The 21,598-nt window shown below is 74.5% G+C and carries 19 protein-coding genes; 13 read left to right on the top strand and 6 right to left on the bottom strand.

Features of this window, described 5'->3' with window-relative positions; all coding sequences use genetic code 11:
* Positions 1-82: 82 nt before the first annotated feature.
* From ACVGV0_RS19790 to ACVGV0_RS19780, 3 genes are all read left to right on the top strand, one after another.
* Positions 83-1,189 carry a TNT domain-containing protein gene (locus ACVGV0_RS19790; RefSeq protein ID WP_459157189.1) on the top strand — a complete coding sequence of 369 codons (1,107 nt, stop codon included), beginning with the start codon at positions 83-85 and terminating at the stop codon, positions 1,187-1,189.
* Entirely contained in the window at positions 1,186-1,494 is a 309-nt protein-coding gene (locus ACVGV0_RS19785) for a hypothetical protein (protein ID WP_459157188.1), read from the top strand. Before ACVGV0_RS19790 ends, ACVGV0_RS19785 begins: the two co-directional genes overlap by 4 nt.
* A gap of 255 nt (positions 1,495-1,749) precedes the next feature.
* Positions 1,750-2,610 (top strand): endonuclease domain-containing protein, encoded by an 861-nt coding sequence (locus ACVGV0_RS19780; RefSeq protein WP_459157187.1) that lies wholly within the window; start codon positions 1,750-1,752, stop codon positions 2,608-2,610.
* A 264-nt stretch (positions 2,611-2,874) separates the two neighbouring features.
* Here the strand turns inward: ACVGV0_RS19780 and hisN are convergent, their stop codons facing one another.
* Positions 2,875-3,666, bottom strand: a complete 792-nt coding sequence (gene hisN, locus ACVGV0_RS19775; RefSeq protein ID WP_459160071.1) for a histidinol-phosphatase — start codon at positions 3,664-3,666, stop codon at positions 2,875-2,877.
* A gap of 208 nt (positions 3,667-3,874) precedes the next feature.
* Between hisN and ACVGV0_RS19770 the strand changes: the two genes are divergently transcribed.
* Positions 3,875-4,549 (top strand): response regulator transcription factor, encoded by a 675-nt coding sequence (locus ACVGV0_RS19770; protein WP_459157186.1) that lies wholly within the window; start codon positions 3,875-3,877, stop codon positions 4,547-4,549.
* A 3-nt stretch (positions 4,550-4,552) separates the two neighbouring features.
* Positions 4,553-5,830, top strand: coding sequence for an ATP-binding protein (locus ACVGV0_RS19765; RefSeq protein WP_459157185.1), 1,278 nt, complete (start codon positions 4,553-4,555; stop codon positions 5,828-5,830).
* Positions 5,831-5,887: 57 nt separating this feature from the next.
* On the opposite strand, the gene ACVGV0_RS19760 is transcribed toward ACVGV0_RS19765, so the two are convergent.
* The gene (locus ACVGV0_RS19760; RefSeq protein WP_459157184.1) at positions 5,888-6,424 is read right to left on the bottom strand and encodes a GtrA family protein; all 537 of its coding nucleotides are present in this window, start codon (positions 6,422-6,424) and stop codon (positions 5,888-5,890) included.
* A gap of 70 nt (positions 6,425-6,494) precedes the next feature.
* Positions 6,495-9,038, bottom strand: coding sequence for a sigma-70 family RNA polymerase sigma factor (locus ACVGV0_RS19755; RefSeq protein WP_459157183.1), 2,544 nt, complete (start codon positions 9,036-9,038; stop codon positions 6,495-6,497).
* 301 nt (positions 9,039-9,339) lie between these two features.
* Here ACVGV0_RS19755 and ACVGV0_RS19750 point away from each other — a divergent pair, with 301 nt between their 5' ends.
* Positions 9,340-10,524, top strand: a complete 1,185-nt coding sequence (locus tag ACVGV0_RS19750; protein WP_459157182.1) for a 5-(carboxyamino)imidazole ribonucleotide synthase — start codon at positions 9,340-9,342, stop codon at positions 10,522-10,524.
* Positions 10,525-10,607: 83 nt separating this feature from the next.
* Complete coding sequence (gene purE, locus ACVGV0_RS19745; RefSeq protein ID WP_459157181.1) at positions 10,608-11,126, top strand: 5-(carboxyamino)imidazole ribonucleotide mutase; 519 nt, start codon at positions 10,608-10,610, stop codon at positions 11,124-11,126.
* A 52-nt stretch (positions 11,127-11,178) separates the two neighbouring features.
* Here purE and ACVGV0_RS19740 read toward each other — a convergent pair whose 3' ends face one another.
* Positions 11,179-11,904: a TIGR03089 family protein gene (locus ACVGV0_RS19740; RefSeq protein ID WP_459157180.1), complete on the bottom strand. Its 726-nt coding sequence runs from the start codon at positions 11,902-11,904 to the stop codon at positions 11,179-11,181.
* Positions 11,905-12,100: 196 nt separating this feature from the next.
* The gene (locus ACVGV0_RS19735; RefSeq protein ID WP_459157179.1) at positions 12,101-13,561 is read right to left on the bottom strand and encodes an LCP family protein; all 1,461 of its coding nucleotides are present in this window, start codon (positions 13,559-13,561) and stop codon (positions 12,101-12,103) included.
* Between the two features lie 757 nt (positions 13,562-14,318).
* Here ACVGV0_RS19735 and rfbB point away from each other — a divergent pair.
* From rfbB to ACVGV0_RS19715, 4 genes are all read left to right on the top strand, one after another.
* Positions 14,319-15,314, top strand: coding sequence for a dTDP-glucose 4,6-dehydratase (gene rfbB / locus ACVGV0_RS19730; RefSeq protein WP_459157178.1), 996 nt, complete (start codon positions 14,319-14,321; stop codon positions 15,312-15,314).
* Positions 15,311-16,234, top strand: a complete 924-nt coding sequence (gene rfbD / locus ACVGV0_RS19725; protein ID WP_459157177.1) for a dTDP-4-dehydrorhamnose reductase — start codon at positions 15,311-15,313, stop codon at positions 16,232-16,234. Before rfbB ends, rfbD begins: the two co-directional genes overlap by 4 nt.
* Positions 16,235-16,432: 198 nt before the next feature.
* The gene (locus ACVGV0_RS19720; protein ID WP_459157176.1) at positions 16,433-17,560 is read left to right on the top strand and encodes a glycerophosphodiester phosphodiesterase; all 1,128 of its coding nucleotides are present in this window, start codon (positions 16,433-16,435) and stop codon (positions 17,558-17,560) included.
* Between the two features lie 134 nt (positions 17,561-17,694).
* Entirely contained in the window at positions 17,695-18,597 is a 903-nt protein-coding gene (locus ACVGV0_RS19715; RefSeq protein ID WP_459157175.1) for a glycosyltransferase family 2 protein, read from the top strand.
* Positions 18,598-18,718: 121 nt separating this feature from the next.
* Here ACVGV0_RS19715 and ACVGV0_RS19710 read toward each other — a convergent pair whose 3' ends face one another.
* Positions 18,719-19,297: a hypothetical protein gene (locus ACVGV0_RS19710; protein WP_459157174.1), complete on the bottom strand. Its 579-nt coding sequence runs from the start codon at positions 19,295-19,297 to the stop codon at positions 18,719-18,721.
* Positions 19,298-19,484: 187 nt separating this feature from the next.
* Between ACVGV0_RS19710 and manB the strand changes: the two genes are divergently transcribed.
* Positions 19,485-20,612, top strand: coding sequence for a mannose-1-phosphate guanylyltransferase (gene manB / locus ACVGV0_RS19705; RefSeq protein WP_459157173.1), 1,128 nt, complete (start codon positions 19,485-19,487; stop codon positions 20,610-20,612).
* A 10-nt stretch (positions 20,613-20,622) separates the two neighbouring features.
* A complete protein-coding gene (locus ACVGV0_RS19700; protein ID WP_459157172.1) occupies positions 20,623-21,525 on the top strand; it encodes a DNA-3-methyladenine glycosylase family protein in 903 nt (300 codons plus the stop codon).
* Positions 21,526-21,598: the final 73 nt, after the last annotated feature.

Below are 21,598 nucleotides of genomic sequence, written 5' to 3'. Positions count from 1 at the left end.
GCGCGCCGGTCGGCTCGGGTGGCTCTCCTCGCCGCGCGGCTATCCTGACCGCGGGGAAACGACGGCGAGGGAGGCTGCGGCCGTGTCCGACCGAGCAGCGCGCGACGGCGAACCCGACGCGTCCGACACCGGGCCGATCGCGATGCCCGGGAACTCACCGGCCGCCGACACGGGACCGGTGCCGCCGGCCGCTCCCGGTGCGGAACCGCGGACCGCTCCCGGGCGGGCGCTGCCCCCGGCCGGCGAGCCCGCCGGTGCCGCGGGTCCTGGTGCCGCGGCGAGCCGCGCACCGCACCGCGGAGCGGGGCAGGTGCGTCCGCGCGCCGCGCTGCGTCCCGCCGCACCCGGCATCCCGCCCGTGCCGCAGCGCCCCGTGCCGCAGCGTTCGGGGCGCGCCCCGCGCACGCCGCGCAGCGCGGAGGCGACCGCGTTCGTGCTGCACCAGTTCCCGCTCGGGCACATGCCCGTCTCCGCCAGCGCCCCGGCGCGTCAGCACGCGGTGGACGAGGGGGCCGGGCAGCGGGGCGTGCCGCCCGCGGCGCCGGAGCAGGAGCCCGCGGTGCGCGCGGCAGGAGGGGGCCTCGGCCCGGAAGCCGCTGGGCGCCTCGGCCCGGGAATCGCGCTCCCGGCGGAGCTGTCCGCGGACGATCCCGGTGGCGGGCTCGAGCCGTCGGAGTGGGACCGCACCTACCGCGACAGCGCGGGCGGGTACGTCTGGCCCGAGCCCGGACAGCCGGGCTCGGCGGAGTCGCTGCCCGAGGGGGCCGAGGTGGACCTGCTCGGCACACCGGTGCGGCGCCTCGTGTTCGCCGCGGGCACGCCGTTCGCCGAGCGGGCGCAGCCGCCCGAGTACCGCGGGCGCTCCTACCGCCGGTTCCGCGTGCGGCTCGCGGTGCCGGTGGTGCGGGAGGAGGCGCAGGCGTGGTTCGGCCAGCCCGGTGGCGGGACCCGCTACGTGCTGCCCCGCTCGGTGGTCGAGCTCGTGGCTTCGGGGCATCTGGTCGAGGTCGCGGGGGACTGCGGCGCCGGGTCCTCCTCCGGGGAGGCACCCGGAGGGTCCGGTGCTTCGGCGCGGGCGGATACTCGGGGACAGGTGGCCGGTGCGAACGACCCGCTGGACCCCCTGACCGCGTCGACCGGAGTGCGGTTCGGCCCGGAGGGGGAGTCGGGTAGTCAGGAGGTTCGGTGAACGCCGAATCGGTGCTCGGGTGGCTGCGTGCCATGAACGTTCCGGCGGAGCTCGTGTCGGTCGGAGCGGAGGCCGATGACGCGTGGTGCCTGCTGCGTTCCGAGGCCGAAGGTGCGTCCACGTGGGACGTGTTCTGGCGGGAGCACGGAAACCGCTACGACTGGGCGCGTTTCGACGACGAGCAGGTGGCGTGCTTCTACCTGTTCGGCCGGTTGACCTGGACCCAGGCCCTGCGCGGTGTGGTCGGTCCGCTCGACACCACCCCCACTCCCGCCGGTGGTACCGAGCTCCCCCCGCCCGAGTAGCCCTCGTTCGGCCGCGGCTCCCGCCCTGCCCCTGTGCTCTGCCCCCGCTTTGTGCTGCCTGCCCCTGTGCGGCGACCGGCACTTCGTTCCCCGGGCGCCCCGCAATCTGGACTCGTTCCAGAGAGCGCAATTTTCATGAAAATTGTGAGTTGTCCCCACGCGGATGGAGCACAATCCATCCACAGGGGGTCGAGTTGTCCACAACTTTCCGCAGCAGTGAAGATTTTCGGCCGGTGCAGGCAGCAAGCTGGCGTCATGACGCCGTTGTCCCTGCCGAAGGTGAACGAGTCGGGGCTGTTCACTCGGGCTGAAGCTCTCGCCGCCGGATACACCGACCACGATCTGCGCGACCCGAAATACCGCCGGGTCATCCACGGGGTGTACGCGCTTCGCGAGGTGCCGCCCTCGCATGCGCTGACGTGTCGCGCCGCGAGCATGGTGCTCCCACCGGGCGCCGTGTTCATCAGCCGCTCCGCAGCCACGCTGCACGGCGTCGAACTCGCCCACGCCGGGGAGAACGTCGAAGTGCTCGGCGGCCGCCGCTACCGTCACCAGGGCGTCTACCCCCGGGATCTGCAAACTGCGCCGGATGAGCACGAACCGTGGTACGCCATGCGCCTAGCCACCCCGGTGCGCGCGGCTTTCGACCTGCTGGCCCGGTTTCCGCTGGAACGGGCGGTCGCGTACACCGATGCGCTGGTGCACAACCGCGTGGTGCGGGTGGACGAGATCGCGCGCTTCATCGCCGAGAGGCGGTACTACGGGGTGCGGTACGCGGAACGCGCCTTCCCCTGCCTGGACGGGCGCGCCGAGTCGATCCCCGAGTCCGTTCTGCGGCTCGTCCTGGTCCGCGAGGGGTTCGCCCCGGTCCCGCAGCATCCGGTGTTCGTGGGCGGGGAGTTCCTGGCTCGTCTGGATCTCGCTTTCCCGAAGCGGAAAGTGGCCGTCGAATACGACGGCATGTGGCACTCCGACGTGGTGCAGGCCCGTCACGACCGCGAGCGGCGCGCACGGCTCGCGGTGTACGGGTGGACTGTCATCGTGGTGAACGGGCACCGGCTCGCAACGGACCGCAAGGGCATCATCGCCGAGGTGCGCCACGCGCTCGGGGCGTAGGTGCGGGCGCACGAACGCTCGGAGGTGCGCAAAGCGAAATCTGGACTCGTTCCAGAGAGCGCAATTTTCATGAAAATTGTGAGTTGTCCCCACGCGGATGGAGCACAATCCTTCCACAGGGGGTCGAGTTCTCCCCAGGTGTGCTCATCGGATGGGGTGGTCGTGGGGCGCGACTGCATCGCGGGGCTCGCATCGGGTGGCGGGCATCGCGTGGGGCGCGACTGCATCGCGGGGCTCGCATCGCGGGGCGGGCTCGTGCGGTGGTCAGTCCGGGCGGAGCTCCGCGAGCGCCGCGTCGTGCAGGAGGCCGTTGGTGGACAGCGCGTTCCCGCCGTCGATCCGCGCGAGACCGTCGAGGTCGGTGAACCGCCCGCCCGCCTCCTCCACGAGCAGCCGCACCGCCGCGACGTCCCAGGTGTTCACGACGGGTTCCGCGGCGATGTCGAGGACGCCCTCGGCGACGAGGCAGTGGTGCCAGAAGTCGCCGAACGCCCGCGACTCCCAGCAGGCGTCGAGCAGCCGCAGGTACGACGCGCGGGTGCGGTGGTTGTCCCACTCGGCCAGGTTCGTGGTGGACAGGTAGGCGTCCGACAGCTCGCCCACGGCCGAGACCCCGAGGCGCTCGGCCCCGCCCGCCGGGGAGTTCGCCCACGCGCCCGCACCGGCACCGGCCCACCAGCGCCTGCCGAGGGCGGGAGCGCTGATCACCGCGACCCGCGGGATCCCGTCCTCGAGCAGCGCGAGCAGGCTGGCCCACGCGGGTACGCCGCGCAGGAAGTTCTTCGTCCCGTCGATCGGGTCCAGGATCCACGCGCGGCCGGCGCCGATCTCCCCGCCGCGCTCCTCGCCGACCACTCCGTCCGCCGGGCGCTGCTCGGCGAGCACGCCGCGCACCGCGTCCTCCACGGCCAGGTCGGCGTCGGTGACCGGCGTCCTGTCGGGCTTGCTGTCGACGGTGAGGTCGCGCGAGCGGAAGCGCTCCAGCGTGATCCGGTCCGCCCGGTCGGCGAGTTCCAGGGCCAGGTCGAGGTCGCGCTCGTCACCACTCACACGGATCACCCTACCGGGGTGCCGGCCGACCCGTGCCGCGGAGACCGCTCGGAGGTGCCCGAATGCGCTGCGCTTCCACCTCGCCACTCTCCGCGTGCGGGAACCCGCGGAACTTCCGGGCGAACGGAGCGTTGCGGCAGGAAGAACGCGCTGCGCAACACCGCGTGGTCAGCGCACCACCGACGCGGTCCGCAGTGGCCACTAGGCTGGAATCGTGAGTGTGGTCCTACTGGCGGAAGACGACCCGGCGATCGCTGAGCCGCTGTCGCGCGCCCTGCAACGCGAGGGTTACTCGGTGCAGGTGATCGAGGACGGGCCCGGGACGCTCGAAGCAACTTCCGCGGGAGGCGTCGACCTCCTCGTGCTCGACCTGGGTCTGCCCGACATGGACGGGCTCGAGGTGTGCCGGCGGTTGCGCGCCCAGGGGCGCGGCCTGCCCGTGCTGATGCTCACCGCGCGCACCGACGAGGTGGACTTCGTCGTCGGGCTCGACGCGGGCGCCGACGACTACGTGGCCAAACCGTTCCGGCTCGCCGAGCTCATGGCCCGCATCCGCGCGCTGCTGCGCCGGGGCGCCCCGGACACGCTCGAGGCGTGCGGCGTGCGGCTCGACCTCACCGCCCGCCGCGTCCTCGTGGAGCAGCAGGAGGTGCAGTTGGCCAACAAGGAGTTCGAGCTGCTGCGGGTGCTGATGCAGCGCGCCGGGCAGGTCGTCAGCAGGGAGGAGATCCTGGAGCAGGTCTGGCCCGAATCGGACCGCAAGGGGAGCAAGACGCTCGACATGCACATCTCCTGGCTGCGCCGCAAGCTCGGCGACGGCAACGGGCGCATGGACGAAACGCACATCGCCACCGTCCGCGGTGTCGGATTCCGCTTCAACACGGACTGAGCCATGCGCCGCCGGATCCTCCGCGCCACCCTGCTGGCGGTCGCCGTGACCGCCATCGTGCTGGGCCTGCCGCTCGGGTTCAGCGCGTTGAAGCTCGTGCAGGACATCACCAGCGCCGGCCTGGCCACCCGCGCCCAGCAGATCGCGACGCTGCTGGACGAGCAGATCGCCGCGCACCGGCCCATCAACCTGGACGCGGCGCGGTTGGCCGTTCCGGACGGGGCCCGGCTCGTCGTGCGCACGCAGCAGCACGACTACACCTACGGCCCCGACCCGGGGGAGAACCCGATCGTGGAGAGCGTGCCGATGGTGCAGAGCGGCACGGTGACGATCGCCGCGCCGAGCCAGCCCGTGCGCATGCAGCAGCTGCAGGTCGCCGGCCTGTTGTTGCTGCTGGTGGTGTTCTCGGCCGCGACCGGGATGATCGTGGCCACGGTGACCGCGCGACGGTTGGCCGACCCGCTCAGCCACGTCGCCGCCCGCGCCGCGCGCCTCGGCGCGGGGGACTTCCGCGCCGACCCCACCCGGCACCAGGTGCCGGAGCTCGACAGGGTCGCCGATGCCCTGGACGCCTCGGGGGCGGCGCTGTCGCAGCTCGTCCAGCGCGAGCGGGAACTCGTCGGGGACGTCTCGCACCAGCTGCGCAGCAGGCTGACCGCGTTGCAGCTGCGGCTCGAGGCGCTGAGCACGATGGAGGACCAGGAGGTCGCCGAGGAGGCGGGTGAGGCGCTGGAGCAGGCCGAGCGGCTCTCCGCGGTGCTGGACGACCTGCTGGCCGCGGCCACGGAAGCGCGGGCGCGGGAGGCGGAGCCGCTGGACGTCACGGCGCTGCTCGAGGAGGTCGCCACCGAGTGGCGCGAACCGCTGCACGCGGAGAACCGCTCGCTGCGCACGCGGGTCTCGGACGGGTTGCTCGCCCGCGCCACGCCGGAACGGCTCCGCGAGGCCATCGGCGTGCTGCTGGACAACGCGCGGCGGCACGGCAGGGGGACCGTGACGCTCACCGGGAGGCAGGGCAGCGGCACCGTGGTGATCGATGTCAGCGACCACGGTCAGGGCGTGCCCGATGATCTCGTGTCCCACGTGTTCGAGCGCGGATTCTCGGGAGCGGGCTCCACGGGCGTGGGGCTGGCGCTGGCGCGGGCACTGGTGGAGGCCGACGGCGGCCGGATGGAACTGAGCCAGTCGCGTCCGGCCGTGTTCACCATCTTCCTGCCGCTGGCCAGGGCCGACGACGTGCTCGGCGTGCCGTGGAACGCGGACCGGTCCACACCGCGGTGACGCCGCGCCGGCGAACGCGCTCGCCGGCGGCTCCGCCCGCCCGGGGCGCGGCGCGGATCAGCGGGTGAGCTCGTGCACCGGGGCGACCCCGCCCGCGGGGTGCGGCGCGGCGGTGCTGCGCGGGAAGACCCAGCGGCGGAACGCCCACCAGCGGAACAGCATGCCGAGCAGGATGCCGATGATCTGCCCGGAGGTGAAGTCGGCGAGCTCCTCGACCAGTCGCGTGGTGTACGGGGTGTGCAGGTGCAGCAGGTGCCGCGAGATCCACAGCGGGGCCGAGTACATCCCGACGGCGAGCCCGCTGACCACGAAGTACAGCAGCGCCTCGTGCGGGGTGCGGCGGCCGCCGCGCGTGCGGAACGACCACTCGCGGTTGAGCACGTAGGAAGCGAGCGTCGCGACCGTCACCGCGAGGACCTTCGCGGTGACGGGCTGCGCGGCCAGCACCGTGAGTTTCAGCAGGTAGAACAGCGCGGTGTCGAGCACGAACGTGGCCGCGCCGACGGTGCCGAACTTGAGGAACTCGCGGTGCCGGATCGCCAGGTCGCGCACGCGGCGGGGAAGTCGTCCCAGCGCCAACTCCACGGTGGACACGCCCCGAGTCTAGGAACCGGCCGGTGGGCCGGTGTCCTCGCCCGGAGCGGGCGAGGACGTGTGCCCTCCGTCACCCGCCATCCTCGGGCTCCTCGCCGTTCGTCGTGCTCTCCGGCGGGGCGTTCCCGCGCGACGGCCCGTCGGAGCTCGGCGGCTCGCCGGAGGTCTCCTGCGTCCCGCTGGTCGGGGTTCCGCTCTCCGGGTTTCCGCTGGTCGGGGTTTCGCCGGCCGAGGGTTGCGACGGCGTCCCCTCCGGATGTTCCGAGCTCGGCGTCTCCGAGGGGGACGGCCTCGGCTCGGAGGTCGTCGGTTCCGGGGGTGGCGTCGTCGGCTCGGGTTCCGCGTTGGGCGGTGTGCCCGACGGCGCCGAGGGCCGCGGCTCCGCCGGCGTCGACGGGGACGGTTCCGCCGGGCGGCTCGGTGTACCCGGGGTCGACGTGCCAGGGGTCGGCGGTGCCGGCCGCGCGGGCGTCGCCGGCGCGGGTGTGGTCACCAGCGGGCTGGAGGACGGAGTGCCAGGCGGAGTCGTCGGCTCCGGCGGGTGCGGCGGCATCGGAGGCCACGGCGACCACGCGTGCAGCGTGGCCGCGTCCTGGTCCTCGGCCGTGCCGAGCTGCGCCCGCGCGTGCACCGCCACCTCCCGGCCGGGCGGGGCCCAGTCGTGCGGCCACGACGCCGGATCCGCCGACGGCCGGTGCGGGAGGACCGCTTCGGTGCGCAGCCAGGCGTGAGCGCGGAACGACTCACCGGGGGTGAGCTCGTCCGAACAGCGCAGGCGGTGCTCGGCGATGCGGTCGCAGCGCGCCGACCACCCCGCGAGCTCGACTTCCTCCGGCAGCCGCACGAACACCTCGGCGCGGTCGGTGCGTTGGCCGGTGTTGTGCACCTGCAGGCTCGCGCGGCTGCTGCGCAACCAGGGGACCTCGTCCCAGGCGGTGATGCGCACGGCGACGCCGTCGCGCGGCGGGTCCGGTGCCACCACGACGGGCACGCTCGGGAGGGTGACGTGCACCTCGTCGCCGGAGCCGATGCGCGCCCGGATCTGCCCGCCCGCGGCCCCCTCCGCGGCCCGGACGCGGAAGTCGAAGCGCACCGACTCGCCGGGGTCGAGGCCGCGCGCGGTCGAGCACCGCAGTTCCGAGGCGGTCTCCGTGCAGGACACGTCCGAGCCCGCGCCCCGCGCGGGCACCGCGGCGGGGGAGGTGCTCGCCGGTGCGGTGGCGGCGGGCGTCACCGAGGCGGGGGCCGTCCCGGCGGGCGCGGTGCTGCCCGGGGACTGCGCGCCGGGCAGCTCGGCCGACACGCCGTCCGGCAGGGCGAGGGTCACGGTGACCGGTTCCGAGGTGCCGTCGCCGTCGTTGCGCACGGTGATCGGCAGGTCGGCCGGATCACCGCCCGCCACGAGCCGCACCGGCTCGGCCGGCCCGGTGGCCGCGAGGTCCTCCTCCGGCGGCGCCGGTTGCGGCGCGGGCGGTTCCGGCTGCGGTTGCGGTGGCGGCGGCTGCTCGGCCGGCGGCTGCGGTGCCGGCGGCTGCGGTGCCGGCGGCGGGTCCTGCGGTTCGGGCTCCGGCGGCGGAGGAGGCTCGGGCGCCTGCGGCCGCTCCACCGGTGGTTGCGGCGGTGGAGCGGCAGCGGGCCGGGGCATCTCACCGCCCCCCGCGGCCAGCGCCAGGCCGATCGCGGCGAGGAACCCGCCGGCGGAGAGCGCTGCCGTGGCCGTCTGCCGCGGCCCCGAGGTGACCGCCCCGCCGGCCCCTCCCGCGCCGGCCGCGGCGCCCGCGGTGACGCCACCCGCGGTGCCTCCGGCCGCCCACGACAGGTAGCCGGTCGTGGCGGCGAGGCCGAGCAGCGCCGGCGGCAGGGTCCCGCGCAGCGTGTCGTTGATCGCGACGAGCTCCCCGGCCCGCGCGTGGCAGCGCTCGCACTCGTCGAGGTGGGTCTCCACCTGGGTGGTCTCGCGGCGGGCGAGCTTGCCGCGGGCCCAGGCGCCGAGACGTTTGGCCGTGGAGCGGCAGCGCACCGGGGCCCCCTCGGTGTCCAGCTGGCCGAGGTGGACCTGGAGGTACTCCTGCCGCAGCCCCTCGCGGGCCCGGTAGACCAGGGCGGACACGCCGTTCGGGGTGAGCCCGAACTGCGCGGCGACGTCGGCGGGCGTCTGCTGCTCGATGACGACGTGCCACAGCACCGCCTGCCAGCGCTCCGGTAACCGCTGGAAGGCCTGGGTGATGAGCGTGCGCTCCAACCCGGCCACCGCGGTGTCGGTGAACGGCACGCTGATGTCCGCACCGGGCACCGCGCCGACGTCCTCGGCCGGGTGCTCCCGCGACTTGCGCGTCCGGTCGTAGGCGGTGTGCCGGATGGTGGTCAGCAGGTAGGCGCGGAACGCGTCGGTCGGCCCCCGGCCGGAGCGCAGCACGTCGAGCACGCGCGCGAAGGCCTCGGCGACGAGGTCGTCGGCATCGGTGGAGCTGCGCGCCACGGTCCGGGCCATGTTGTGCGCCGCTTCGACGTGGCGCTCGTAGAGCTGCGCGTACGCCTCGGTGGACCCGCTGCGCACGTCTTCGATCAACGTCGCGTCGCTGCGGTCCTGCACCTTCGTCGGGGGGCTCGCCACGCCGCACCTCCCTCGCCGCCGCTCACTTCGCCAGCGGGCAGTGTCCCCCGGGCCGCTCGGCGATCTCCGGGCCCCGCCTGCTTGCCGGGGCGCCATCTCGGGGCCGCCCGCTTCCGCCGACGCCGCCCTGCGCCCGGTCCGCGCACATTGTGATCGACAGTGTGCCGTGCGCACCATCCCGCCCGCCGAACCGGGTGCGTGTCGGCGGGTGCGTTCGGGTGAACACGGCTCGGCGTGAGGCATGTCGCGATGTGCGCTCCCCCATCCGGGCAGCGGCGCCGGGCCGCCTACGCTGGTCGCCGTGGACCAGCGCACCGGAACCCCCGTTGTCGGCATGATCGGTGGCGGCCAGTTGGCCCGCATGACCCACCAGGCGGCGATCCCGCTCGGCCAGTCGCTGCGCGTGCTGGCCGCGTCGCCGGACGAGTCGGCCGCGTCGGTGGCCTCCGACGTGCGGATCGGCACGCACACCGACCTGGACGCGCTGCGCGCCTTCGCCGCCGAGTGCGACGTCGTCACCTTCGACCACGAGCACGTCCCCGGCGAGCACCTGCGCGCGCTCATCGCCGAGGGGCACGCGGTGCACCCGGGTCCGGACGCGCTGGAGCACGCGCAGGACAAGCTGGTGATGCGCCGCCGGCTGGCGGACATGGGCGTGCCGGTGCCCGCGTTCGCGGAGATCACCGAGGTCGAGCAGCTCGTCGCGTTCGGGCAGGAGCACGGCTGGCCCTGCGTGCTCAAGGCCGCCCGCGGCGGGTACGACGGTCGCGGCGTGTGGGTGCTCGACGACGCCGACGAGGCGCGCCGCACCGCGGAGGAGCTGCTGGGCGAGGGCGTGCCGCTGCTGGCCGAGCAGCGCGTGGAGCTGCGCCGGGAGGTGGCGGCCGTGGTGGCGCGCTCCCCGTTCGGGCAGGGCGCGGCGTGGCCGCTGGTGGAAACCGTGCAGCGCGACGGCATCTGCGTGCAGGTCGTGGCGCCGGCACCGGACGTTCCCGCGGAGCTCGGCAACGAGGCCCAGGACCTGGCGCTGCGCATCGCCGAGGAGCTCGGCGTCACCGGGGTGCTCGCGGTCGAGCTGTTCGTCACCGGCGACGGGATCGTGGTCAACGAGCTGGCCATGCGCCCGCACAACTCGGGGCACTGGAGCATCGAGGGGGCCCGCACCTCGCAGTTCGAGCAGCACCTGCGCGCCGTGCTGGACTACCCGCTGGGCAGCACCGATCTGACGGCGCCGGTCGTGGTGATGGGCAACGTGCTGGGGGCGCCGGAGGCGCCGCGGATGAAGCTCGACGAGCGGCTGCACCACCTGTTCGCGCGGTTCCCGCACGCGAAGGTGCACTTCTACGGCAAGGCCGAGCGCCCCGGCCGCAAGATCGGGCACGTGACCGTGCTGGGGTCGGAACCGGATGCGGTGCGCCGCGAGGCGGACCTCGCGGCGCACTGGCTGTCGCGGGCGGAGTGGCCCGACGGGTTCAGCATCCACTGAGCGGGCCCATCCACCGAAGGGACGCGGAGAATGGGCCGCGACCGCGCGCGGCGCGGGAGCGGTGCGATCGACGGGAGCGGAACGTGGCGGACAACCCCCAGGTCGGCGTGATCATGGGCAGCGACTCGGACTGGACGGTCATGTCCGAGGCGGGAGCGGCGCTGCGCGAGTTCGACGTGGACTACGAGGTCGGCGTCTACTCGGCGCACCGCACGCCGCAGCGGATGCTGGAGTACGCGCAGGGCGCGGCCGACCGCGGGCTCCGCGTGCTCATCGCCGGGGCGGGCGGCGCCGCCCACCTGCCGGGCATGGTGGCCGCGGCCACCGTGCTGCCGGTGATCGGCGTCCCCGTGCCGCTGAAGTACCTGGACGGCATGGATTCGCTGCTGTCGATCGTGCAGATGCCCGCCGGGGTGCCCGTGGCCACCGTCTCGGTCGGCGGAGCGCGCAACGCGGGGCTGCTCGCGGTGCGGATGCTCGCCGCCGACGCGGGTGAGCGCGGTGCCCGGCTGCGCGGGGCGATGGCGCGGTTCCAGTCCGAGCTCGGCGACGCGGTGCTGCACAAGGACGCGGCGCTGCGCGAGCGCGCCGCCGAGCAGTGAGGACTTCGGGCCCTGCTGCCGCTTCCGCGGACGTGCGCGCTGGAGTGCTCGCTCAGCCGAGCACGGCGGTGACCTTCTCGGACTCCCGGCGGCGCTGCCACTGCGCGGAGTCGAGCTGTTCGGCGTGCGCGCATTGCACCAGTGATGCGCCGCCGGTGGCCAGCACGGACAGCAGCCCGTCGAGCACCCCGCCCGGCACCGACCAGTCGCGTGTGGACAGGACCCGGTCGGTGGCGCTCAAGCCGTGCTCGGCGGCCTTCTCCCGCGCTTCGGCCAGCACCTGCGCCACCGTGCGCCCGGCCAGCGCCGGGGCGTCGTCGCCGACGGGCGCCAGCGGCAGGAACTCGTCGCCGTGCGCCCGGATGTCGCCGATGTAGTCCACCGCGTCCGCGCGCAGGTCGCGCAGCGGCGCGCCCAGCGCGTCCAGCCCGACGGCCGCGATCGTGCGCGCGCCGACGCCGCGCTGCACCGCCTCGGCGGGGACGAACGCCACGTCCGCGTCCTGCACCTCCGGCACGACGTGCGCTCCGCACCACCAGGCGCCGAGGAACACGCCGACCGTCTGCCAGTGCGCGGGCAGGTCCACGGCGACGGGGGCTCCCGGTTCGACGTCCCACTCGTCGACCAACCAGTTCGCCGTTTTCGCCGCCCAGTTCGCCGTGGTCGCGCGGGAGAGCTCCACCCGCGCTCCGGTGGCGTCGTCGTAGAAGGTGATCAGCGGTTTCGGTGAGCTCGCGCGCACGAGCGGTTGCAGCAGGGCGTCGGTGATCGTGGCCATGCGGCCAGGTTAGGGAGTCCGCGGACCGGTCGGCGTCGCGGGGCGGGTGGGGAACCGGGCAGCTCCGCCGCTCGCCCGGCTGGGCTGGTGCGGCGGCGCGGAGGCCGCGCCGCTCGCCCAGCAGGGGCGGTGCGCCGCACCGCGTTGATGCGGCGCACCGCTGTCCGCGGACGCAGCGGAGGACCGGGGCGGGAGCTCAGTCCACGCAGGGGATCTGCCCCGCGCTGATCTCCTGGTCCGGGCTGTCCGATCCGCCCGTCACCGGCTGCTGGGCGGAGCCGTTCTGCTGCGCGGCCGGGCCGCCCTGCTGCCCGTCGAGCTGGACGGTGCCCGCGCCGCCGATGCCGCTGGCGCCCGGACCGGAGTAGTCCGAGGCCAGGTAGACCTCCGTGCTGCCGGGGGAGAGGTTCTCGCTCACCTGCACGTCGATGCCGCCGAGCTGCTCGGACATCCGCTGGCCCGTCTGCTGCTCGCCGGGGGCGACGTAGATGACCGAGGAGTCCATGGACTCGGCGTTCGCGGTGCCGTTGACGGTGTAGCCGGCCTGCTCGAGCGTGTCGCCCACGCTGCCGGCCAGGCCGTCGATGCCGGCGGCGTTGTACACGCTGACCTGGACGTCGGCGTTGGCCTGCTGCTTCTTCTCGCGCTCGGCCCGCTCCTGCTCGCGCTTCGCCGGCGGCAGCATCATGTCCTCGGCGAACTGCTGCACCTCGGAGGGGTTGACCTCGACGTCCTCCTCGCCCGCCTCGCCGACCATGTGCACCGGGACGGTGTGGAACTCGATCTTGTTCGGGTTGATGCCCTGCAGCTTCTGGGCGAAGCCGAGCACGTCGGAGGCGAGCTGGTCGTCCAGGACGACCGACTTCTGCACCGATTCGATGAGGTCCGAGAGCTTGGCCGGGTTGGCCAGGGTGCCGCTGGAGATGACCTTGTTCGCCAGCGCCGACATGAACACCTGCTGGCGGATGCCCCGGTCGAGCTCGTTGGTCAGGCCGTGGCGCTGCCGGACGAAGGCCAGCGCGTCCGAACCCTGGATCGTCTGGCGCCCGGCCCGGAAGTGCGCTCCCGAGTAGGGGTCGTTGACGGGGTTGTTCAGGCACACCTCGACGCCGCCGATGGCCTTGGTGACCTCGTAGAAGCCGAACAGGTTCACCTCGGCGTAGTTGTCGACGGACACGCCGGTGAGTTCGCTGACCGTCTTGATGAGGAACCGCTGCCCGGCCAGGGTGGATTCGCGCTCGATCCTCTTCTGGTCGGTCACGCCCTGCTGCCGGAGCTCGTCGGCCTTGGCCGCCTTGGCGTTGGCCAGCGCCGAATTGATCTTGTTCTCGCCGAACGGGCCCTGGTCGACGAGCGTGTCGCGGGGGAAGCTCATGACCACGGCGCGCTGGCCGTTGTTCGGGATCCGCACGAGCATGATGGTGTCCATCAGGTCACCACCCTCGTCGTCGGTGGTGCGCAGCTTCTCCAGGACTTCCGGCGGGAGCGGGTTGCCCTCCGCGTCCGTGCGCGAGTCGTTGCCGGTCAGCAGGATGTCGGTGGAGCCGTCGGGGGAGTTGAACCCCGCTCCGGTCACGTTGCCTCCCGTCGAGCTGCCCATGAAGCTGCGGAAGTGCGCCCAGGCGAACCCGGTGGTGGTCAAGATCACGATGGACATCACCGCGACGATCGTGCGCACCGCGTAGCGCCACCGGCGGCCCCCGCCGGAACCCCCGCGGCCCCCGCCGGAGCCCCGGGGGCGCTGCCACGTGTCGTCCGGCGGAGCGCCGTCACGCGCGGCCTGCCGGCGGCGGCCCGACTCCCCCGGGCGCGCGGCTTCCGGCCGTTCCCGCGGCGCCCGGTCCTGGGGCGGCCGGTCCTGCGGCGGGCGTTCCCGGGGCGGCCCAGGGGGTTTTCCCGGGGCTTCGCGGCCGGGAGGAGGCTGGTCGCCGGCGCGCTGCCCGCTCGGCCGGTTCTGCGGGCGGCCGGCGGGGCGGCCGCCTCCCGGAGGCGGAGCACCCCCGCCGCGCGGGGGAGGGGCACCGCGCTGGTCGCCTGCGGGACGGGCGGAGCGCCCCGGGGGGCGCTGCGGATCGCCCTGTCCGTGCGGTCCGGCCTGCCCGTGGGGGCCGCCTGGCCGCCGAGGCCCGTCCTGCACGCATCCTCCTTGGCCTGGACGCCAGCAAATCGGAAAAAAGCCTGAAAGCATTACAGCTTTCAGGTGTGATTCGTGTCCTGGTCGAGTGCAGGCTAGCGGTGATCGGCCTCCCGCCGCCGCCCTCCCCGAGAGCCAGTGACGTCACTCATACTGATGAAAACCGGTGCCATGTGTCGACGGGGAGGCGGCCCGCGGGGAGTTCCGCCTCCGTGGCACACTGCCCGTGCTCGGGGTGCGCCAGCCGAATTCCCGGGGCACGCGAATCTTGTGAGGTGTCATGCGCATTCTGGTGACGGGCGGAGCGGGTTTCATCGGATCGCACTACGTGCGCGAACTGCTGAACGGTTCCTACCCGGCGTTCGCCGGGGCCGAGGTCGTCGTGCTGGACAAACTCACCTACGCCGGCAACGAGCAGAATCTGGGCGCGGTTTCCGGTCATCCGCGATTCGAATTCGTCACCGGGGACATCTGCGACCGCCCGCTCGTGGACGACATCATGCGCAGCGCGGACGTCGTGGTGCACTTCGCCGCGGAGAGCCACGTGGACCGGTCCATCGCGGGTTCCGACTCGTTCGTGCGCACCAACGTCCTGGGCACCAACACGCTGCTGGACAGCGCCGCCCACGCCGGGGTCTCCCGGTTCGTGCACGTCTCCACCGACGAGGTGTACGGGTCCACCGACACCGGCTCCTGGCCCGAGGACCAGCTGCTCGAGCCGAACTCGCCCTACTCGGCGGCGAAGGCCGGCTCCGACCTGCTCGCGCGGGCCTACCACCGCACCCACGGCCTGCCGGTGTGCGTCACCCGGTGTTCGAACAACTACGGGCCGCACCAGTTCCCCGAGAAGATGCTGCCGCTGTTCATCACGAACCTCCTCGACGGCGCGGCCGTCCCGCTCTACGGCGACGGGGAGCACACGCGGGACTGGCTGCACGTCGCCGACCACTGCCGCGCCGTCCAGCTCGTCGCCGAGTCCGGCCGGCCCGGCGAGATCTACAACATCGGCGGCGGCACCGAGCTCACCAACCGGGCGCTGACCGAGCGGCTGCTGGAGCTGTTCGGCAAGGACTGGTCGCACGTGCGCCACGTGCCCGACCGCAAGGGCCACGACCGGCGGTACTCTGTGGACGACGACAAGATCGCCCGCGAGCTCGGCTACGCGCCGAGCGTGGACTTCGACACCGGGCTGCGCGCAACGGTGCAGTGGTACGCCGACAACCGGGCGTGGTGGGAGCCGCTGAAGCGCCGCGCGGAGCTCGCGGAGGCACCGTGACCGCACGACTCGCCGTGCTCGTGCCGGGAGGGCGCGGGCAGCTGGGCAGCGAACTGCGCCGCGTCCTCGGCCCGCAGCAGCACTCCCTCGTGCACGCACCGGGCTCCGCGGAGCTGGACCTGACCGACGCCGAAGCCGTCGGCGACGCGGTCGACGCGTTCGCCGAAGCGGCCCGGGACGCCGCGCTGCGGCCCGTGGTCGTCAACACCGCCGCCGACACCGCCGTCGATCGGGCCGAGAGCGACCCCGAGCACTCCTGGGCCGTCAACGCCCGCGGCGCGGGCCTGCTCGCCGAGCGCTGCCGCGCGCGCGGCCTGCCGATGGTGCACGTCTCCACCGACTACGTCTTCTCCGGGGACGGCGAGCGCCCCTACGAGCCCGACGACGAGACCGGCCCGCGCACCGCCTACGGCCGCGCCAAGCTCGCCGGGGAGCGCGCCGTGCTGGCCTCCGGGGCCCGCGCCTGGGTGGTGCGCACCGCGTGGGTCTACGGCGCGCGGGGCGGCAACTTCGTCAAGACCATGGGCAGGCTCGCCGCCGAGCGCGAGACCGTCTCCGTCGTCGACGACCAGGTCGGCTCGCCCACCTGGGCCGCGGACCTCGCGGCGGGGCTGCTCGACCTGGCCGGGCGCATCGCCGGCGGGCGGGCGCCCGGCCGGAACGTGCTGCACTGCACGAACACCGGTCAGGTGAGCTGGTACGAGTTCGCGCGGGCCGTGTTCGGCGAGCTCGGCGAGGACCCCGCCCGCGTGCACCCCTGCAGCAGCGCCGAGCACATCCGGCCGGCGCCCCGCCCGGCGTACTCGGTGCTGTCCCCGCACGCCTGGCAGCAGGCCGGACTGGCGCCGCTGCGGGACTGGCGGGAGGCGCTGGCCGCGGCGTTCCAGCAGGACGGCGACGCCTTCACCACCGCGGGGTGACCAGAGCGGTTTCGCGGCTCGCCAGGTCGTCCCCTCCGTCGCGGGCGGCCGCCCGCGCGCCGCGACCTCGCCGTTCACCTCCGGAGCACCCGGAAGCAGCACCCGCGTGACCTCCTCGTCGCGCGCCTCGGGAAAGATCCCGGAGCGCACGCACCGGACCCGGTCGCCGCCCGCCGGCGACCGAACCCAGGAGGGCACATGACGATCCGGGGACGCCTGGCAGCGCTCGTCCTCGCCGGTACCGCGACGTTGGGGCTGGTCCACGTCCCCGCCGCAGCGGCGCCCGCCACCGGCTCGGCGGCCGGGGCGGAGGGAACAGCCGAGGTGTTCGGGCACCGCGGCGCGTCCGGGTACCGGCCGGAGCACACCCTGGTCTCCTACGCGCTGGCCGCGCGCACGGGCGCCGACTACATCGAGGTGGACCTGGTGTCCACGAAGGACGGCGTGCTCGTCGCGCGGCACGAGAACGAGATCAGCGGCACCACCGACGTCGCCGAACACCCGGAGTTCGCCGACCGCAGGACCACCAAGACCATCGACGGCGAGGAAGTCACCGGGTGGTTCACCGAGGACTTCACGCTCGCCGAGCTCAAGACCCTGCGCGCCCAGGAGCGCCTGCCCGGTTTGCGGCCGCGCAACACCGTCTACGACGGGCAGTTCGAGGTCCCCACGTTCGCCGAGGTCCTCGACCTGCGGGAGCGGTTGTCGCGCGAGCTCGGCAGGGAGGTTGGGATCGCGCCCGAGACCAAGCACCCCAGCTACTTCGGGAGCATCGGCCGGCCCCTGGAGCCGGGGCTGGTCACCGCGCTGACCCGGCGCGGGTTGAACACGCCGCGCGCCAAGGTCGCGGTGCAGTCCTTCGAGGTCGGCAACCTCGAGCGGTTGGACGAGGTGCTGCGCACCGACCTCGTGCAGCTCGTCCACCACGAGGGCGCGCCGCAGGACTTCGTCGAGTCCGGCGACCCGCGCAGCTACCGCGACATGGTCACCCCGGAGGGGTTGCGGGACGTGGCAGCGTACGCGGACTGGGTGTCCCCCTCGCAGCAGATGATCCTGCCCACCGACGAGGGCGGCCGGCTGACCGGTCCGACCGCGCTCGTCGACGACGCGCACGCCGCCGGGCTCGATGTCGCGCCCTACACGCTGCGCGCGGAGAACCACTACCTGCCCGCGGACTTCCGCTCCTCGGACGATCCGGCCGAATGGGGCGATGTGCGCGGCTACGGCGCGCTGCTGCTCGAGCAGGGCGTCGACGCGCTGTTCGCCGACCAGCCCGACGTGGCCGACCGGATCCGCGAGGGGGCCACCGCCGCGGCGGGGGCCTGATCCCGTCGCGGCCCCCGGGGCCACCGCGAGGAGCGGTCGCTGCGGTGCGCCTGCCGCGCGCAGGCGCGCGGTACTGCCGGCGCGCGGTTCCGCCGGCGCGACCGGGCGGGGACGCGCGCGCGGCGTTCGGCAGAATGTTGCGGGTGAGCGCGCGCGAAACCCGGAGCTACGGCGAGGACCTCGCCGTCGTCGTCGTGACCTACTCGCCCGGCGAGACCCTCGAGCGCATGCTGGACACGCTGCACGGGTCCGCCGAACACCAGGGGGCCACCGAATGCCGGGTGCGCGTGGTCCTCGCCGACAACGGATCCACCGACGGCGCCCCCGAGCGGGCTGCGCAGCGACCGGACGTGCAGCTCGTGCGCACCGGCGCCAACCTCGGCTACGGCGGCGGCGTCAACCGCGGCGTCGCCGAGCTCGGGGAGGAGTTCGGCTGGGTGGTGTTCGCCAACGCCGATCTCGAGTGGGCGCCGGGCTCGCTGGACGAACTGCTCGCCGCGGCCAAGCGCTGGCCGCGGGGCGGGGCGTTCGGACCGCTCATCCGCGAACCCGACGGCAGCGTCTACCCCTCGGCGCGGCTGCTGCCCTCGCTCGGCCGCGGTGCCGGCCACGCCGTGCTCGGCCGCGTGTGGCCGGGCAACCCGTGGACCCGGGCCTACCGCCAGGTCGCCGCGGGACGCACCGAGCGCACCGCCGAGTGGCTGTCCGGCTCGTGCCAGCTCGTGCGCCGCGAGGCCTTCGATTCGGTCGACGGGTTCGACCCGCGGTACTTCATGTACTTCGAGGACGTCGACCTCGGCGACAGGCTCGGCCGCGCCGGGTGGTTGAACGTCCACGTGCCCAGTGCGGAGATCACGCACATCGGCGGGCACGCCACCTCGCGGGTCTCCGCGCGGATGCTGGCCGAACACCACCGCAGCGCCTACCGCTACCTGGCCGACCGCTACCGCGGGCCGCTGCACGCCCCGCTGCGGGCGGCGCTGCGCGCGGGACTGGCGCTGCGCAACGAGGTCCAGGCCCGCGCTGCGCGCAGGTGATCCGGCCCGTCCCGGCAGACCCGGCACGGCGAGGGCGCGACGCCGGCCCGCCGCAGCGCGCCCGCAGCTGCAGATCCGCGGAGCGGGGCCCGCCGCAGCGGGGCGTGCCCGCCGGCGTGCGTCACCACCGGGGCGTGCGCTGCTCCGATGCCGGCGGGCCGAACTCGCCGGGCTCCCGCTGCACCCCGTGCGGGTTCTGCGGCAGCACGGTGCTCTCCTCCTCGGGCCAGTCCGGTGCGGCGTACGGGTCCTGCTCGGCCGCGCGGGGATCCGGGTGCGCGGCGTAGGGGTCCGGCCGGTCGTGCGGATCCTGGCCGTGCGGGGGCCGGTCGGAGGCGTCCCGCTGCGGGGAGGGGTGCTGCGGCGGCTGCGGGGGAGGCCAGGGCGCGGTGGCGGACTGCGGGGAGAACGGCTGCGTCCCGGGTGCCTGCGGTTGCCCGGCGGCCGGCCGTTCCGGCCCGGTCCGACCGCGCTGCTCGTGCTCCTGCCCGACCTGCCCCGCGCCGGGCTGTCCCGGTTCGGGTGGGGGCGCCTCGGGCTGGGTCGGCAGCTGCGGCGCCGTGGGAGGCTCCTCGTACAGGTGCAACCGGACCGTGGCCTCGGCGTCCATCGGGGAGGTCGCGTTGTCCGGGGTCACCACGCCGCCGTCCCGCGCCCGCGCGCGGGCGAGGGCCTCGTCGGCCCGATCGTGCGGGTCCATCGGGGTCCCACTCCGTCCTGCGCCGGGTTCCGCGTCACCGGTCCCGCCGCGCTCAGGCGGGCCCTGTGCTCATTATGACGCCGCAACTGTCAGAGTGTTCCCCCCAACGGGTTTTCGGGCGCGTCGCACGCGCGCGGTGCGGGCGCGAAGCCGCGTCCCGCCAGGTCGAAGGAGGAGAGTACCTGACATGTCCGCCGATGCGCAGGAGCTCACCGGCCGCGCCGGAGCGGGGGGACGCCGGCCGGAGGCGGCCGGAGCGGACGCCGTCGTGCTCGTGGGCGGTCAGGGCATGCGGCTGCGCCCGCTGACGCTGTCCGCGCCGAAGCCGATGCTGCCGCTGGCCGGTGTCCCGTTCCTTCGCCACCTGCTCGCCCGCATCCGCGACGCGGGCATCGAGCACGTGATCCTCGGCACCTCGTACCAGGCGGAGGTCTTCGCCGACCACTTCGGGGACGGCTCCGCGTTCGGCCTCGAGCTGGACATCGTCGTCGAGGACGAACCGCTGGACACCGCCGGGGCGATCCGCAACGTGTCCGACCGGTTGCGGCACGACGACGTGCTCGTGTTCAACGGCGACGTGCTGTCCGGGGTGGACCTGCCGGGGCTGCTGCGCAGCCACCGCGAAGCCGCGGCCGACGCCACGCTGCACCTGGTCCGCGTGGCCGACCCCAGCCACTTCGGCTGCGTGCCCACCGACGCGGACGGGCGCGTGACCGCGTTCCTGGAGAAGACCTCCGAGCCTCCGGTGGACCAGGTCAACGCCGGGTGCTACGTGTTCCGCCGCGAGGTGGTCGAGGCGATCCCGGCCGGCCGCCCGGTCTCGGTGGAGCGCGAGACGTTCCCGCAGCTGCTGGCCGCGGACGCGCACCTGCACGGCCACGTCGACTCCGCCTACTGGCTCGACATGGGCACGCCGGAGGCGTTCGTGCGGGCCGGTGCCGACCTGGTGCGCGGGGTGGCCCCCTCGCCGGAGCTGCCCGGGCCGCCGGGCGAGGCGCTCCTCCTCGACGGTGCGCAGGTGGACGCCGGGGCGGTCGTCGACGGCGGGAGCACCGCGGGGCGGTGCAGCCGCGTCGACGCGGGCGCGCGCGTGTCCGGCTCGACCCTGTTCGACGGGGCGCACGTGGCGCGCGACGCGGTCGTCCAGCGCTGCATCATCGGGGCGGGCGCGCGGGTCGGCACCGGTGCGGTGGTGCGCGACGCGGTCATCGGCGACCGTGCGAGCATCGGTGCCGGATGCGAACTCCTCGGCGGAGTGCGGGTGTGGCCGGACGTGGAGCTGCCCGCCGGCGGCGTCCGCTTCTCCGCGGCGTGAATCGAGCGCGATGACCCGACGAACCCGGCACCTCGACCAGGGGTGCGAACCGGTGCGCGTCCTCGCGCCGCTGCGGCGCGGCACCGGCGATCCGGCGATGCGCGCGGACGGCGGCGAGCTGTGGTGGGCCTGCACCACCGCCGCCGGCCCGGCGAGCCTGCGCATCGCCCGCGACGCGGACGGCACCGTGCGCGGCAGCGCCTGGGGCGAGGGCGCGGAAGCGGTGCTCGACGGTCTGCCGCGGCTGCTCGGGCGGCACGACGACGTCAGCGGTTTCCGCCCGCGGCACGAGGTCGTCCGCCGCGGCTGGCGCGCCGGGCGCGGCGTGCGGATGTGCGCCACCGGCCGCGTGTGGGACGTGCTGCTGGCCGCCGTGCTGGAGCAGAAGGTCACCACCCGCGAGGCGTGGCGGTCGTGGCGGGAGCTGTGCCGCCGGTTCGGCACGCCCGCGCCGGGGCCGGTGCCGGACGGCCTGCGCGTTCCGCCGACTCCGCGGCAGCTGCGGGACCTGCACGACTGGGAGTGGCACCGCGCCGGGGTGGACGGGATGCGGCGGCGCACGCTCATCGCCGCGGCCGCGGTGGCCGACCGGGTGGAACGCGCCGCGGAGCTCGGCGGCGGCGCCGGGCGCGACCTGCTGCGCCACGTGCCCGGCATCGGGCCGTGGACGGCGGCGGAGGTCGCGCAGCGCGCCTGGGGCGATGCCGACGCGGTCAGCCTCGGCGACTACCACCTGCCCGCGATCGTCGGCGCGGCGCTCCTCGGTGAACCCGTGGACGACGACGGCATGCTCGAAGTGCTCGCCCCGTACGCGGGGCATCGCCACCGCGCGGTGCGGTGCCTGCTCGAAGCCGGTGCGCGGCGACCGCGCTCCGCGCCGCGCGCGCCCGTGCGCGACTACCGCGCGATGTGACGAGTCCCGCCGCGTGCCCGCTCGGCTGCGCGTGCGTTTCGCGGGAAATCACGCACCCCCGGTCGGGTGGGGT

Source organism: Salinifilum ghardaiensis, from assembly GCF_054491345.1.
This window is presented reverse-complemented; position numbering and strand designations above follow the sequence as displayed.